Here is a 15,048-nt window from a genome sequence, read left to right on the forward strand (position 1 = left end):
ACCATCAGGTGATGGCGCCGACCTGCCAGGGAACGAATTCATTGTCGCCGTAGTCGAAGGTCTCGCTCAGGGTCTTCTTGCCGGAGGCGACAGCGATGATCTCCTCGAAAATCCGCTCGCCGGCCGCCTCGATCGTATCGTCGCCGCTGACGATGTCACCGCAATTGATGTCCATATCCTCGCGCATATGGTTGTACATCTCGGTGTTGGTGGCGATCTTGACGCAGGGCGCCGGCTTGAAGCCGGAGACGGAGCCTCGGCCCGTCGTGAAGCAGATCACATTGCAGCCGCCGGCAACCTGGCCGGTGACGGCGACAGGATCGTAGCCGGGCGTGTCCATGAAGACGAAACCGGGTTCGTCGACGATCTCAGAATATTCATAGACGGCTTTGAGCGGCATGGAGCCGCCCTTGGCGACCGCGCCGAGCGACTTCTCGAGGATCGTCGTCAATCCGCCGAGCTTGTTGCCATAGGAGGGGTTATTGTTCAATTCCGCACCGTTGCGGCGGGTATAGTCGCGCCACCAGTCGATTCTGGAGAGCAGCTTTTCGGCGACCGCGGGCGTGACCGCTCTGCGCGTCAGCAGGTGTTCCGCACCATAGATCTCCGGCGTTTCCGCGAGAACCGATGTACCGCCATTGCGCACGAGGAGATCGGAGGCATAGCCGAGCGCTGGATTGGCCGAAATGCCTGAATATCCATCGGAGCCGCCGCATTCCAGGGCGAGCTTGATGCCGGAAAGCGGCTGGACGGTGCGGGTGGCGGAATTGACCTCCGGCAGCATGTCCTTGATCATTTCGGATGCGGCGGCGATCGTCTTGCGGGTACCGCCCAAATCCTGGATCGTCATGGTGCGCAGTCGGTTTCCTTCTTCCAGCTTGTAATGCTCCAGAATGGGCGCGATCTGATTGGTTTCGCAGCCAAGCCCGATCATCAGGATACCGCCGAAATTCGGATGCCGCGCATAGCCCTGGAGGGTACGGGCCAGATAGCGGTAGCCCTCCGACTGCGTGCTGACGGCACAGCCGCCGCCATGGGTCAGCGCCACGACGCCGTCGACATTGTCGAAGCCCTCGAGCCCGCCGGTGCGATTGAAATGTTCGGCGATATATTTCGAGACGGTTGCCGAGCAATTGACCGTCGTGATGATGCCGATGAAATTACGCGTACCGACGCCGCCGGCGCCGCGGTCAAAGCCCATGAAGGTCCGACAGTCCTCGCGCGGCAGCATGCCTGTCTCTTCGATATCGACACTGAACTGATAGGGATGGTCGGATTCGATCACGGCCAGATTCTGCAGATGCACGTGGCCACCGGCCGGAATGAACTGCGTTGCGACGCCGATCGGCTGGCCGAATTTGCGGATCTCCTGGCCTGCCTGGATGTCGCGAACGGCCACCTTGTGGCCGCGCGGGATCTGGTCTGCGGTAATCAAGCCGTCGATGCCGGTCGGGCTGCCGGCGCGGATCATCACGCGAGCGACCGCAACATCGTCAATGGAGTTGAGCAGGATGACAGGCGAAACGGCGGGCATGGGAGGTTCCGTATGTTGGATTATTGTCTATTGCTAGCAATAGACAATTATTCAAGGGAAGACGTCAAGCAAGATCGACGTAGCGGGCAGGGCTTGCTTTCAGTCGCGGGGTTGGCGCGCCAGCCAAGCGGAAAGATCGGCTTCCGCACGTTCGAGCGCGCTGTGGTTGAGGAGTTTTCTTAAGAAGGCCACGGCCACCGCGCGCGCTCTCAGATTGAAACGACCATCATCATCCTGACCGCCGAGCGGCTGATAGACGCCGAGTTTCACATAGAGCTGCTGCAATCGGTTCTGGACGCTGCGGACCGAGAGATTGCGCCTCTGGGCGATCGCGCGATCGGTCAATCCAAGAGCGATATCGATCAGGATCTCATATTCGGCCTCTGTGAAACCGTTGACGTTGCCGAGGCTCTTTTGCTGCATGCCGCGCACTTCGCGGTCGATCACGCACTGGCTTTCGATGAAGATGCTGCGAAGCGCCAGCTTCAGGCGGTCGTCCGAGGCCGATTTCAGGACATAGCCATAGACGGCGCCGGCGGGCACGATGCGCGAAACGCCGCGAACATAGGCCTCGTCCGAATAGTTCGACCAGAAAAGAATGCGCGTCTCCGGTCGCTCCTTCCAGATCGTGCGGGCCGCCTCGATGCCATTGCGCTGGCTCATCTGCAGATCCATGACGATGTGAGAGGACCTCAAATCCCGCGCCAGCCGTTCGCCCGTATTGCCATTTTCCGCCTCCAGCACGCCATCACATTCAGGAAGTGCAGCGCGGATCGCTTCATTGAGATAGGAGCGATGGAGCGGATCGTCCTCAATGATCAGAACCTTCATGCGGCAGCTCCTCCAGCCGTTTGCGCGATGGCAGGCAGGCTGACACTGACAATCGTTCCACCGGACGCCGCAGCGGCCCTGATCGCGAAGCGCGCTGAGATCAGCCGCGCACGCGTGCGCATGTTTTCGATGCCGCCGCCCGATAATCTGCGGGTATTTGCAAGCCCCACACCATCATCGACGACATCAATGGTGACCGCACCCTCGACCGCTTTCAGATGAACCGCAATGCTCTCAGCCTGAGCGTGGCGAATGGCGTTGTTGATGGCCTCCTGCGCGATGCGGAACAGGGCAATCGACACCGATTGTTCAAGGCAGTCGATCGCGCCGCCGGTCTCGTCGTTCAGTGTCCAGGTCAAAGTCGCGCCGCTCTCCTGGATCGACCGTTCAAGGTGGTTCTCGATCGCCTGCGCGAAACCGAACAGTTGAAGGACAGAGGGCTTGGCCTCCTCGATGATCTGGCGAAGATCGTGCATGCTGTGCTGCAAACCGCGAAAGAGCGGCTCAAGCGCTTCACCGGTGACATCGGGCTGGCGGGCAAGCCGTTCCAGCCGCCGGGAGAGGCGGGTCAGATCGGCGAGAATCTGGTCGTGCAGGTCCATGCCAATGCGCTGGCGTTCCGCTTCCAGCGCCTCGGTCAGCTTCAGGGCACCGAGACGCAAACCCTCTTCGCGGGCGCGGGCCTCGGCCTCGACGATCGCCGATCGTTTGGCCTGGTCGGCGGCGCGAATTGCAAAGAAGTGGGGTGCGAGGAGATCGGCAATCACACGGGCACTTTCGATATCTCGCATGGTGTAGAGGCCGATCTGGTGACTGGAGCAGGACAGGGCGCCGATGATATGACCCTGAACTTTAAGGGGCACGTGCAGACGGCTATGCAGCGATTGATGAAAGATCGGGTGCGAGAAAGAACCCTGAAAATGGAATTGGGGATCGCTCCAGGCATCGTCGGTTAAGAGGTAATCGGTCTCGCCCCAGAGAAGCGTGCGGATGGGGCTGTTGCTCACGGGTGCGGGAAAGCGGCGACCCCAATCCGTTTCCAGGCCGCTCTCGTAGGCGGTATGAAATTGTTCGTCCATCAGGATGATGCAGACGTCGAGATGGTCATGCGGGATAACATGGCTGATTTCGGCGGCGACGGCCTGGATGACTGAGTGAAAGTCGAGCTGACCTGCAAGAAGCCTCGATATGTTGAGATAGTGGTCGAAGACCGATTGCGGCGCCAGATCGCGCAAGACACGCCCTCCCAGGCAAAGCGACGGCCTCTGCTCCTCCGGCCGCGCAGCATGCAAATTTCCGACGCTATTAAGCGCCGATCCGAGCCATCCGTCTTGCGGACTTGCGCATCTTTTCTGCGGGATCCCGCAAGGTCCCACCCTTTAAGCGCCTGTACAAGCGTCACAATCTCGGACATCCTGTTTCTACTGACAGGGTAACCTTCAGTGCAAATATTATTTTCGATCGTTCGTTGAGGAGCGCGCTCGGAAATCTTGGCCTGGAAGATGAAGTACAGGCTCTTTGGGAGGAAAAAATGAATATTGCCAAGATGCTTATGGCATCCGCCGTCATCGCTTGCGTTGCCGCGCCGGGGGCTGCCTTTGCAGATACGTCATCCAAGAAAATTGCCTTGTCGAACAATTATGCCGGCAACTCCTGGCGCCAGGCCATGTTGACGAGCTGGCAGAAGGTAACGGGCGAAGCGGTCAAGACCGGTGTCGTTGCCGCGGCCGATCCGTTCACGACGGCTGAAAACCAGGCAACCGAGCAGGCCGCCCAGATCCAGAACATGATCCTGCAGGGCTATGATGCGATCGTCATCGATGCTGCCTCGCCGACGGCGCTGAACGGCGCGATCAAGGAAGCCTGCGATGCCAAGATCGTCGTTGTTTCCTTCGATGGCATCGTGACCGAGCCCTGCGCCTGGCGCATTGCCGTCGATTTCAAGGGCATGGGTGCCAGCCAGATCGAATATCTCGCCAAGAAGATGCCGAAGGGCGGCAATGTGCTCGAAATCCGCGGACTTGCCGGCGTCTCCGTCGATGACGAGATCTCAGCCGGTATCCACGCGGCTGCCGCCAAATATCCGCAGTTCAAGATCGTCGGTTCGGTTCACGGCGACTGGGCTCAGGATGTCGCCCAGCGCGCCGTCGCCGGCATTCTGCCGAGCCTTCCCGATATTGCCGCGGTCGTGACCCAGGGCGGTGACGGCTATGGTGCCGCCCAGGCTTTTGCCGCCGCCAAGCGCCCCATGCCGACGATCGTCATGGGCAACCGCCAGGATGAACTTGCCTGGTGGAAGAAAGAGAAGGATGCCAGCGGCTACGAGACCATGTCGGTCTCGATCGCGCCCGGCGTCTCCACGCTCGCCTTCTGGGTCGCCCAGCAGATTCTGGACGGCAAAGAGGTGAAGAAGGACCTGGTCGTTCCATTCCTGCGCATCGATCAGGACAATCTCGAAACCAACCTTGCCAACACGCAGGCCGGCGGTGTCGCGAATGTCGAATATACGCTCGACGACGCCAAGAAGGTGATCGCCGCGGCGAAGTAACCGATATCTGCGAGCCGTAGAGACGGGCGCCGCCGATGAAGAGGCGGCGCCTGCCGATCAAACGCCCGACCCGGACGATCCATGATTGCAGCCAAAGACAATGCTTTGAAGAGACAGGATGCCGGCCCGCAGGCCGTCGTCTCCGCCCGTGGCATCAAGGTGCATTTCGGTGCCGTAAAGGCGCTCGATGGCGCCGATCTGACGGTTCTTGCCGGCGAGTGCATCGGACTTGTTGGCCATAATGGCGCCGGAAAATCGACGATTGTCAACGTCATCAACGGCGGCCTCAGCCCGCACGAGGGCAGCGTTACCTATGAGGGAGACGACAGCGTGCACGGCATCAATGCGGCGCGCGCCCACGGCATACGCTGCGTCTTTCAGGAATTGTCACTCGCGCCGAATCTCACCGTCGTCGAGAACATGCGGGTGGTCCATCGCGGCCTTGCCGGCTGGAGCTGGCGGTGGCAGGCGGCGACAATCGTTCGCGCCAAGCTCGACGAAATTTTCGCCGGTCACAGGATCGACGTCATGCGGACCGTCGGCGAACTCTCGATCGCCGAGCGGCAGATGGTGGAGATCGCGATCACCTTTTGTGCCGTCGGCGAGAAGCCGAAGCTGGTCATCCTTGATGAGCCGACCTCATCCCTCGATGCCGGTCTTGCCGCCCAGTTGATGACCTATGTGCGCAGCTTCGTTCAAGCAGGCGGTGCCGTGATGCTGATCTCGCATATTCTTGGCGAGATCCTTTCGACCGCAAGCCGAATTCTGGTCATGAAGGACGGCCGAGTCGTCGCCGATCGCACCGCTCAGGACTTCACCGTCCACAGCCTGGTCCAGGCGATGGGTAGTGTCGTCAAGGAACAAGATCGCAAGCGCAGCGGGGAAGGCGCCGCATCGTCTCCTTTGCTTGCACTGCCGGCGCGAGGAGGCCGAGGCCTTGGCTTCAATGCTCGCAAGGGTGAAGTGATAGGACTTGCCGGGCTTGCTGGTCATGGCCAGACTGACTTGCTGCTCGATCTTCATCGCTCGCTTTCGCACAACTGGCTGCCGGGCAGGCAAGGCAATATCGCCTTCGTGGCCGGCGACCGGAGCTTGAACGGTACGTTTCCGCTTTGGAGCATCCTGAAAAACCTCAGCATCGCCTCACTGGGCGACTTTTCGCGACTGTCGATCGTCGATAGCGGGCGGGAGGATAGCCTCGGTGCCGACTGGAAGGGCCGCATCGAAATCCGTACGCCGACGATGGCAAATGGCATCTTGTCCCTGTCCGGTGGCAATCAGCAGAAAGTGCTGTTCGCCCGCGCCTTGGCAACGACTGCGCCGATCGTGCTGATGGACGATCCCATGCGCGGTGTCGATATCGGTACCAAGCAGGAGGTCTACAGGATCTTGAGTGACGAGGCTTCGTCCGGCCGGACATTTATCTGGTATTCGACGGAAATGGACGAGATCCGGCTCTGCGACCGCGCTTATGTCTTTCGCGACGGCGCAATTGTCGCCGAACTGGTTGGAGACGAAATTACGGAGGAAAATGTGCTGGCGGCTTCCTTTGCCGGGGAGGGCGCATGAGCCGTCCGTCCTCCGCTACCCTGCGTCTGCTCATTCCGGCGCTATCGCTCGCCGTCCTGCTCGCCGCGGTCTTTTATCTGCAGCCGCGCGCCATGAGCTATATCGGCCTCAATCTGCTCTTCAATCTCGCCGTACCGATTGCGCTCGCGACGATCGCGCAGATGATGATCATGTCGGTCAACGATCTCGATCTCTCGATGGGGACCTTCGTCAGCTTCACGGCCTGTGTGGCGGCAACCTATCTGCAATCTGCTCCGCTCGTCGGTATCCTCATTCTGGCGGTCGCAATTGCAGTCTATGCCGCAATCGGCATCGTCATCTATATCAGAGATCTGCCATCGATCGTGGTGACGCTCGGCATGAGCTTCGTCTGGGGCGGCCTGGCGGTCTTACTCCTGCCGGCCCCGGGCGGCACCGCACCCGATTGGGCGCGCTGGCTGATGACTTCGAAGCCGCCGCTTGTCCCCATTGCGATCATAGCCAGCATTGTTATCGCGCTGTTTGCCCATCTGATCGTCATGCGCTCCTCCTTCGGGGTGCTGATCCGCGGTGTGGGCGGCAATCAGCGGTCGCTGCAGCGTGCAGGCTGGTCCGTCGTCAGCCTGCGTGCCGCGGCCTATGCGCTGGCGGGCTTCTTTGCCGTATTGGCCGGCATTGCGCTGGTCGGGCTGACCACCTCGGCGGATGCGAATATCGCGCTGCGTTACACATTGCTGTCGATCGCCGGCGTCATCCTCGGCGGCGGGGAGTTTACCGGCGGCCGCGTCTCGCCGGTCGGGGCAGTCATCGGCGCGCTGACATTGACCCTGGCGGGGTCCTTCCTATCGTTTCTGCGGATATCGCCCGACTGGCAGATCGGCGCGCAGGGCGCAATCCTGATTATTGTGCTCGCCCTCAGGCTCTTGCTCAATCGCGTCGAAAAGCGGGAGAAACAATCATGATCGCGCTTGCCGTGCTCGGCCGCAAACCCTGGATATGGTCCTTTGTCGCGGCAATCGCGGTGTGGATCATCACCGTTCTCTTTACCGGCGGTGCCAGTTCCATCGGCCTGTCGCAGGCTGCACTCACCTTTGCGGCATTTTCTGTTATCGTCGGCATTGGCCAGATGTTCGTCATCACGCTCGGGCCGGGCAATATCGATCTTTCCGTGCCGGCGACGATGACGCTTGCCGGTACGCTCGCGCTAAAACTCATGAATGTCGAAGACGGCATGATCGTGCCGGGCCTGCTGGTCTCGGTCGTCATCGGCCTTGGCATCGGGATCGGCAATTATGCCCTGATCAAGCTGCTGCGCATTCCGCCGATCATTGCAACACTCTCCATGAGCTTCATCATTCAGTCGACTGCCATCTGGAGCAACCGCGGCCTTCGCATCAAGCCGCCCGAATATCTGGCCGAATTTACGACATCGGGGGTATTCGGCATACCAAATGTCGCCATCTTCGCCCTTTTGCTGTCGGCGCTGGCTTGGATTCTCCTTGAAAAGACGATCTATGGGCGCTGGATCTCGGCGATCGGTCAAAGCATGTTTGCGGCGCGAATGGCCGGCATTCCCGTCGACGGAACGCGTCTTGCGACCTATGTGCTCTGCGCCATCCTCGCCTCGATCTGCGGCTATCTGCTCGCGAGCTTCTCCGGCGGCGCAGCCCTCAACATGGGCGCGGAATATCTGTTGATGTCGATTGCCGTCGTCATCATCGGCGGAACGGCCGTTGCCGGCGGCGATTCCAACGTGCCGGGCATCTGGGGCGCCTCGCTGTTCATGTTTCTGGTCGTCTCCATGCTGAACACTTACGGTTTCGGCGCGGGCCCAAGGCTTGTTTTGACCGGCCTGATTATTATTGCCGTCATTCTCGTTGCCGGCGGTCGCCCCGCTGGCGGGCGCTGACACTTTTCTCCCAAGATCCCTACAGGAAAACTGCGATGCCGACCGACGCCTCCATTTACGAAATCTACGACACGCGCTTCCGCAATCTGATCGTCCCGAGCGCCGGCCTGGAGGAGCTTTACTCGGATTGCCGTTGGGCCGAGGGGCCGGTCTGGTTTGCCGATGCCGGCTGCCTGATCTGGAGCGACATTCCCAACGAGCGAATGCTGCGCTGGGTGCCGGGCGGGAATGTCTCGATCTTTCGCGCGCCCTCGAATTTCGCCAACGGCAATACGCGCGATCGCCAAGGGCGATTAATATCCTGCGAACATGGCGGCCGCCGTGTGACGCGCACGGAGATTGACGGCTCCATTACTGTTCTTGCCGATAGCTATAAAGGCAAGCGCCTGAATTCACCCAACGACGTGATCGTCCGCTCGGACGGAACGATCTGGTTTACCGACCCAACCTATGGCATTCTCTCCAATTACGAGGGTTACAAGGCGGAGCCTGAGCAGGCGACCCGCAACGTCTACCGCCTCGATCCGGCCACCGGCGAACTGGATGTCATGGCGGACGATTTCCGTCAGCCGAACGGCTTGGCCTTTTCCCCGGACGAGACGAAACTCTATGTCGCCGACTCCGCCGCAAGCCACGATATCAGCGCCCCCCGCCACATTCGTGTCTTCGATGTCGTGGACGGCAAGAAACTCGCAAACGTCCGGGTCTTCTGCAACATCGACACCGGCATTCCGGACGGCTTCCGTGCCGACATCGATGGTAACATATGGACAAGCGCCGGCGACGGCGTTCATTGTTTTGCGGCTGATGGGGTTTTGATCGGCAAGGTGAAGATCCCGCAGACGGTCGCCAATCTTACATTCGGTGGCCCGAAGCGGAACCAGCTTTTCGTTGCTGCAACGCGCTCGCTGTATCGGGTCTTCACGACCGCGACTGGGGTGGAGATGCCTTGAGCGCCGTGCAAATCCGGCGCGATCGAAAGCCTTCAGGATCTGCCTCAGTCGCTCGACGCGCTGGTTGGCATCCGCGTTGTGGGCCTCGATATCGTCAACCCGCTTTTCCGCGGCTGGCGCCTTTGTCTTAGCCTGCCTGACAACCACAACTTTGTGCTTCAAAATAAACTCCCTGAGCTATACGACATGGTCTCGTAACTCTGACCGATTAAACATTGGTGAGAAGTTGCTGATTGCAGAAGAAGCCGGTAAGGGCAAATTCGGCAGTCTGAACGAGCACCGGACAAGCTTTGTTGGTGCGTATTAAGCTGTGCCGCCGAGAATGGCTTCAATTGCCTGATGCAAATCGCCCCGCCGGGTGGCACCAGGCAGGGCGGCAACAGGGAGGGCAGACAAGACGCTTTTCCGAGCTCAGATCGCCAGGCCCTTTGATAAGGACAGCGATCGTGTGTAGAATCGTTTGCAGCCTGCATATCTAATCAAGGCTTAGGACCTTTTGAGACGGATTCTTCAAGAATCGGCAGCAGGTGTTTCAATGGCCCCTAGCTGTGCGGAGATTCTATAGACCAATTGAAAGAAGTCCACGAAGATCATTAACGATATCGGCTTACATCAGCACACCTTTATTGATTAGCAAGTTGCAAAGTGTTGGAATAATGGCAGTTTGGGTCGCCGCTATCATGATCGCTATATCCTGATCGATAAGATCGGTTCCCGTTCGGCGACCTTCTGGTGGGCGAGGTGTAGAATTTTAGGCACATATCATCATCTCACGCTCCCCATACAGACAGATTCAGGGTTAAGGAAACAGTGTAGCGCGTACCATTCGGCTCATTTTTTCAACTTAGGAGAGTTGATCCAAGCAACTCAGCGTCATATGACATCTACGTCCTGGTGTGCGCAGTATGTTGGAGCTAGTTGTGGAATCGTCTTTTGGAAAAGCCTGCATAGTTACTGAGGAAATTTCTGGTCTTAATAAGTCAGGGGGGATCGGGGCGTGTGCTTTGGGGCTGACACTCCACCTGACGAACCTAGGATACCGTGTTGAAGTCCTTGTGACCGATATGGCTGTTTCTGCGGCGGATACGTCGAGATTTCAGGAACTACATCCTGACATAACAATAACGCTACTCGGCGAAGTAGTTTCAGACGATGATGAAGTTGCAAATCCCGTCGACAGCATATCAAAAGCGTATTGTGTCTATCGGTTTATCAAACGGCATGATCCTGACGTTGTTCATTTTAACGAGTGGCTTGGGAGCGGCTTTTATTGCGCGATGGCCCGACGGCAGGGTTCTCTCAGATCGAGCGTAGTAACGCACCTCCACGGCAGCTCTGAGTGGGTTCGCCGTTACAATCGGCACGTACCATCTCTGGAAAACTTTGAAGCTGAAGCAATCGAGAAGAGCCAGATAGAAAACTCTGATCTCGTTGTTAGCCCTAGCCGTTACTTGCTCGATTGGTATGCCGAACAAAACATTAAGTTGCCAGAAGCGAGGGTGATAAATTGGTTGTTGCCGCAATGGTTTAATGCCGGCTTCGTGCCGAACATGCAGCTTAAAACGAGAGAAGTTGCCGGCGGCAGCATAGATACCTTAGTCTTCTTTGGCAGACACGAGAGACGAAAAGGATTTGAGATTTTCCTTGATGCGGTTGCCCTATTCCCGGAGGACTTCCATCCAAACATCGTGTTCATGGGGCGCTTTGATCGCATAGATCGCGAATTCACGGGTTCAATGGCGCTGCGGAAACTGAAAAATTATCCTGGCGATATTGAGTTCATAAATGACTTCTCTCAGCATGAGGCGATGGGCTTCTTAAAAAGGAGAGAAAACACCATTTGCGTCATACCGTCTCTGATTGAAAACAGCCCCTGCGTCATCGGTGAGTGTTTTACTCTAGGCGTTCCTTTCGTAGCTTCCGCAGTCGGCGGTATTGCAGAGCTATTTGAGGATGAAGCTCCCCAATGCTTAGCTAACCCGAGCGGAAAAGATTTGAGTGCGGCGATCCTCCGTATTGCCAATGATGGGATGGGCTCGATAGTGTCCTCGCTCAAGCCATCCAAAATCATGGAAGAATGGGAATTATTGCACGCAAGTCTCTTTACTGCGACCAATGTTGGTGAGACAAAAATCAAGATTAAGCCGCTAGTTAGCGTCTGCATTACTCATTATGAGCGTCCCAAATTCCTTGAACTGGCGCTGAAACATCTCAACGAGCAAACCTACGAGAGCATTGAGATCATTGTGGTGGATGATGGAAGCACCTCGGCTGGCGCGACCAAAGAGTTGGAGCGCATCGAAAAAGCTTCCAGCCGCTTCCCAATCCAAATTGCTCGAACGCCAAACAACTACCTGGGTGCGGCCAGAAATGCTGCTGCAAAGGTTGCGCGAGGCGAATATATTCTGTTCCATGATGACGACAATGTCGCCGAACCGCATGAGATAGAAAATTTCGTCTCGGCGGCTGTGCATTCAGATGCTGATATCCTGACGTGCCAAGCCTACGTTTTTCGCGCGAATGACGCTCGAGGCCCGTTTTCTGACTCAAAGAAAAAGCGCTCGATCGAATTCTATCCGATTGGCATCGGAGGTGTCTTTTCTTTCTTCAGAAACCGATTTGGAGATGCGAACGCACTGATAAAGAGGGACACTTTTGAGAAGCTGGGAGGATTCTCTGAACTACGAGGAGTGGGTGTTGAAGACTGGGAGTTGTTCCTAAAGGCGTACATGCACGGCTTTAAGATCGGCGTTGTGCCGGAGCCACTTTTTCATTACCGCGTTAGCACCACCGGGATGTTGGCGACCGGGAATATATACGCCAATCATGAGAGGATCTTCGCGGCCGTAGACCATGTCCAGCCAACTTTGGTCGGCGATATCTTGCGCTATGCGAATCGTAATGAACTGGCGCAAGGAATTCTGGACCAGACCTGGCATCGCTTAGGGAAAGAGCCAGCGGCCGCGCTTCAACGTGAGCTTATGGCGCTCGATCCAAATTCCACAGACGCTCGTAGGAAGCTTTCCGACCTAGCGTTTGAGATCGGGCGCAAAAAAGATGCCATCCAACTTGCGTTGCCGATTTTTGAACAGCGCGAGAAGTTTCTTGCCTTGACAAAACTCTTGGGAGCGGATGTCCAGTCGAATTTGCAACACCAGGCACCGATACGAATTTCTTCCGGCGGTGAAGTTCATGGATACCTGCTTGAGGGATGGTTTGTGGATAAAGACGGACACCCAGACACGCCAGATGGAATCTTGATAGATAGAGATCAGTACACCCTGTTTTTGGCAAATCGTTATGATCGCCCGGATGTCCAAGTCGCATTGAGACTTCCAAGCTCGAGCGACCTTGGTATCAGAGCCATCGTTCGAAGAGAGCCTTCTGCTCGATCAGGCTCCCCATTTTGGGCGAAGCCACGGCAGCGGATAAACATTGATGGCATTGGGGAGGTTGCCCTTCTGAAGGCATCTGGCAAACTAAGAGGGCATATCGACAAAGCAATTGGCTACACGTCGGTCTATGTGACGCTGCCTGACCATGGCGATTGGTCTGGTGATCTCGAAATTGTAACTGATGATGGAGTTCGGCCTGTGCTCAATTGGGGGGGGGATGCTTTCGATTTTGGTTTGAGTTATGGAGAAAACAGAAAGACATATTCTGCGCCTAAAGGGGTACCAATCCCACGCGTGTTGGAAATTTATTTACCGACCGATACAACTATTGACGTGTTTTTCCGTTAGGTTCTAAGGGCCGTTGATTCGGGCGTTCCCATAATTTTAAGGCCGTTGGAGAAGTTTTTATGTCGGAAGAAAACGATTTTGAGTCTTTGCTTAAGGACGCTCAGGAAAAGCATCTAGAATTCAGATCGGCCTTGAGAAAGGCTGTTGCTGCCTCTCGTAAAAAAGGGCGGCTTCCGAAATTCATAATGGGCCATGACGGCAAGAGGATTTCGATTCCTCAGGCAAAGCTTGATGGCTGTAAGGTAATAGGGGACCGGAAAGACATTATTCGTCAATTGCCAGGTGACGGAGTGGCTATCGAAGTAGGCACCCAAGCCGGATTATTCGCCGAATTCATTCTTACCACTCACGCAAATATCAAACTTATCGTGGTTGATATGAATTACGCGCCGTTCCGATACGATTTGTTGAACCCATACATCGAAGCCGGTCGCCTATCCCCAATCGAGGGCACATCGTGGGTAGAGCTCTCGAAATTTCCAGATGAGCATTTTGATTGGATCTACATTGACGCCAGCCACATGTACGATCATGTTCGGCAGGATTTGGAGATGGCAAAAAGCAAGGTGAAGGTCGGCGGCCATATTATTTGCAATGACTATACGGGTTGGTCGCCGCTAGAGGGCGATCCGTATGGCGTCCTGCAAGCCGTCAACGAATTTGTGGTGTCGGAAAATTTCGAGGTGACACATTTGTCGCTTGATGGCTGGGGATACCACGATATCGCGATGCAACGACTTCCCGACAATGGCGCGACGGGTGACTATTTGGAGTCGATACTGCGTAATATTCGCAACTCATAGTGCCGGTCTAGTGGCCCGAGGAAAGGACGATAGCGGCAATAAAAGGCCGCCACTGTCATGGTCGTGGCGCCGCACGAGTGTATTCGCTAAAGCGCATCAAGCGCTCGCTTTTCCAGGCTGCGATGTCCAACAAGAAAGTTGTCCAATCTTTTGCGGAAATTTAAGGTCATTTCGAGATTGTTGCGCATCAGGAAGTCGGTGTAATTTTTCAGTTTGCTTCTATACCCGCGAATAAATGCGGAATAGTCGGTGCGTTCAGCATGCCTAAAAAGCGGCTCATCTATTGAAAACTGGTCGGCTCGGATCGTCGGGAGAGAGAAGTAATCTGTCATTTCCTGCGTTCGACTGTCGAATTTCATGAACAGGGCTGGGACTTTCGCCAAGAGTGCCGCAATGTTGCCATGAAAGCGCAATCCGAAGCTGAAGTCATACCGTTGGTTATGTAGAACCCAGGAATCTAGATCAAAGTAGACATAGGTATAGCGTGTGAACCATTGCCTGATACGTGTGTCTGGCATCATCTTCGGCGTCAGTGGCAAGAGTGTTTGTTCGGCAAAGCCCCCGCTATACGTCTGTATATAGCGCAATATATCACGGTCAGCCGAGGTGAACGCTCCATCGAAGGAGCGATAATTGGCTGTTGCGAAAGACGCCGTCGGCTCCTTCTCAAGAAAATTGAGATTCCCAAGGTAGAGCGGTAACTGGTACATTGAAGGGCAACCGACGATCTCGACGTTCGTGACGCCATGTCGGTTGAGTATGTCCGCAGTGTATTCGCCACGCACAGCAATAACACAGCGAGACTCCATCTCTTTTAGCGCGAAGAGCATTTCAGGGTGCAAGTTGAAGTCGGGCTTAAATGTATGCGATTGAAGGCCAACACTTAGGGGTATGATTGGCCGGTCCTTTGCCATCTTGAGGCGGTTTAGCATCCGATCTGATGGCTTTGCGTTCTCTAGTACCCAAATTAAATCGGACGTGATGAATGCATCGTATTCTTCCATCTTATCGTCTTCCCACGAGGAGACTATGTCGCATTCGATGGTTTTCTTGATCGCATTGAGAAAAAGAAGATTGCCGGTGTTCCAGGCGATGGAATCATACTTTTCATTTAGCGGTGTGAACTGAGTGAACGTATCTGTAAAAAATGCAACTCTCACGAGATCCCCCTTAAAAACT

At 56.2% G+C, this 15,048-nt stretch carries 11 protein-coding genes; 7 read left to right on the plus strand and 4 right to left on the minus strand.

What is annotated here, in order from left to right:
• Positions 1–4: 4 nt before the first annotated feature.
• The 3 genes from FHX05_RS20985 to FHX05_RS20995 all read right to left on the minus strand — a co-directional run bounded on the left by FHX05_RS20985 (position 5) and on the right by FHX05_RS20995 (position 3,600).
• Entirely contained in the window at positions 5–1,534 is a 1,530-nt protein-coding gene (locus FHX05_RS20985; protein ID WP_183874232.1) for an altronate dehydratase family protein, read from the minus strand.
• A 99-nt stretch (positions 1,535–1,633) separates the two neighbouring features.
• Positions 1,634–2,365 carry a response regulator transcription factor gene (locus FHX05_RS20990; protein WP_112413301.1) on the minus strand — a complete coding sequence of 244 codons (732 nt, stop codon included), beginning with the start codon at positions 2,363–2,365 and terminating at the stop codon, positions 1,634–1,636.
• A complete protein-coding gene (locus tag FHX05_RS20995) occupies positions 2,362–3,600 on the minus strand; it encodes a sensor histidine kinase (protein ID WP_183874234.1) in 1,239 nt (412 codons plus the stop codon). The genes FHX05_RS20990 and FHX05_RS20995 overlap by 4 nt, the downstream gene beginning before the upstream one ends.
• A 296-nt stretch (positions 3,601–3,896) precedes the next feature.
• Between FHX05_RS20995 and FHX05_RS21000 the strand changes: the two genes are divergently transcribed.
• The 7 genes from FHX05_RS21000 (at position 3,897) to FHX05_RS21030 (ending at position 13,869) form a co-directional block, all read left to right on the plus strand.
• Positions 3,897–4,913, plus strand: coding sequence for an ABC transporter substrate-binding protein (locus FHX05_RS21000; RefSeq protein WP_112337679.1), 1,017 nt, complete (start codon positions 3,897–3,899; stop codon positions 4,911–4,913).
• Positions 4,914–4,994: 81 nt separating this feature from the next.
• A complete protein-coding gene (locus FHX05_RS21005; RefSeq protein ID WP_183874236.1) occupies positions 4,995–6,482 on the plus strand; it encodes a sugar ABC transporter ATP-binding protein in 1,488 nt (495 codons plus the stop codon).
• Positions 6,479–7,423: an ABC transporter permease gene (locus FHX05_RS21010; RefSeq protein ID WP_183874238.1), complete on the plus strand. Its 945-nt coding sequence runs from the start codon at positions 6,479–6,481 to the stop codon at positions 7,421–7,423. Before FHX05_RS21005 ends, FHX05_RS21010 begins: the two co-directional genes overlap by 4 nt.
• Positions 7,420–8,370: an ABC transporter permease gene (locus FHX05_RS21015; RefSeq protein WP_183874240.1), complete on the plus strand. Its 951-nt coding sequence runs from the start codon at positions 7,420–7,422 to the stop codon at positions 8,368–8,370. Before FHX05_RS21010 ends, FHX05_RS21015 begins: the two co-directional genes overlap by 4 nt.
• A 35-nt stretch (positions 8,371–8,405) precedes the next feature.
• Positions 8,406–9,323, plus strand: a complete 918-nt coding sequence (locus tag FHX05_RS21020) for an SMP-30/gluconolactonase/LRE family protein (RefSeq protein WP_183874242.1) — start codon at positions 8,406–8,408, stop codon at positions 9,321–9,323.
• A 920-nt stretch (positions 9,324–10,243) separates the two neighbouring features.
• Positions 10,244–13,066 (plus strand): glycosyltransferase, encoded by a 2,823-nt coding sequence (locus FHX05_RS21025; RefSeq protein WP_183874244.1) that lies wholly within the window; start codon positions 10,244–10,246, stop codon positions 13,064–13,066.
• Positions 13,067–13,125: 59 nt separating this feature from the next.
• Entirely contained in the window at positions 13,126–13,869 is a 744-nt protein-coding gene (locus FHX05_RS21030) for a class I SAM-dependent methyltransferase (protein WP_183874246.1), read from the plus strand.
• Between the two features lie 86 nt (positions 13,870–13,955).
• Here the strand turns inward: FHX05_RS21030 and FHX05_RS21035 are convergent, their stop codons facing one another.
• On the minus strand, positions 13,956–15,029 hold the full coding sequence (locus tag FHX05_RS21035) for a polysaccharide pyruvyl transferase family protein (RefSeq protein WP_183874248.1): 1,074 nt from the start codon (positions 15,027–15,029) through the stop codon (positions 13,956–13,958).
• Positions 15,030–15,048: the final 19 nt, after the last annotated feature.

The sequence above is a fragment of the Rhizobium sp. BK491 genome (assembly GCF_014194925.1).
GTDB lineage: Bacteria > Pseudomonadota > Alphaproteobacteria > Rhizobiales > Rhizobiaceae > Rhizobium.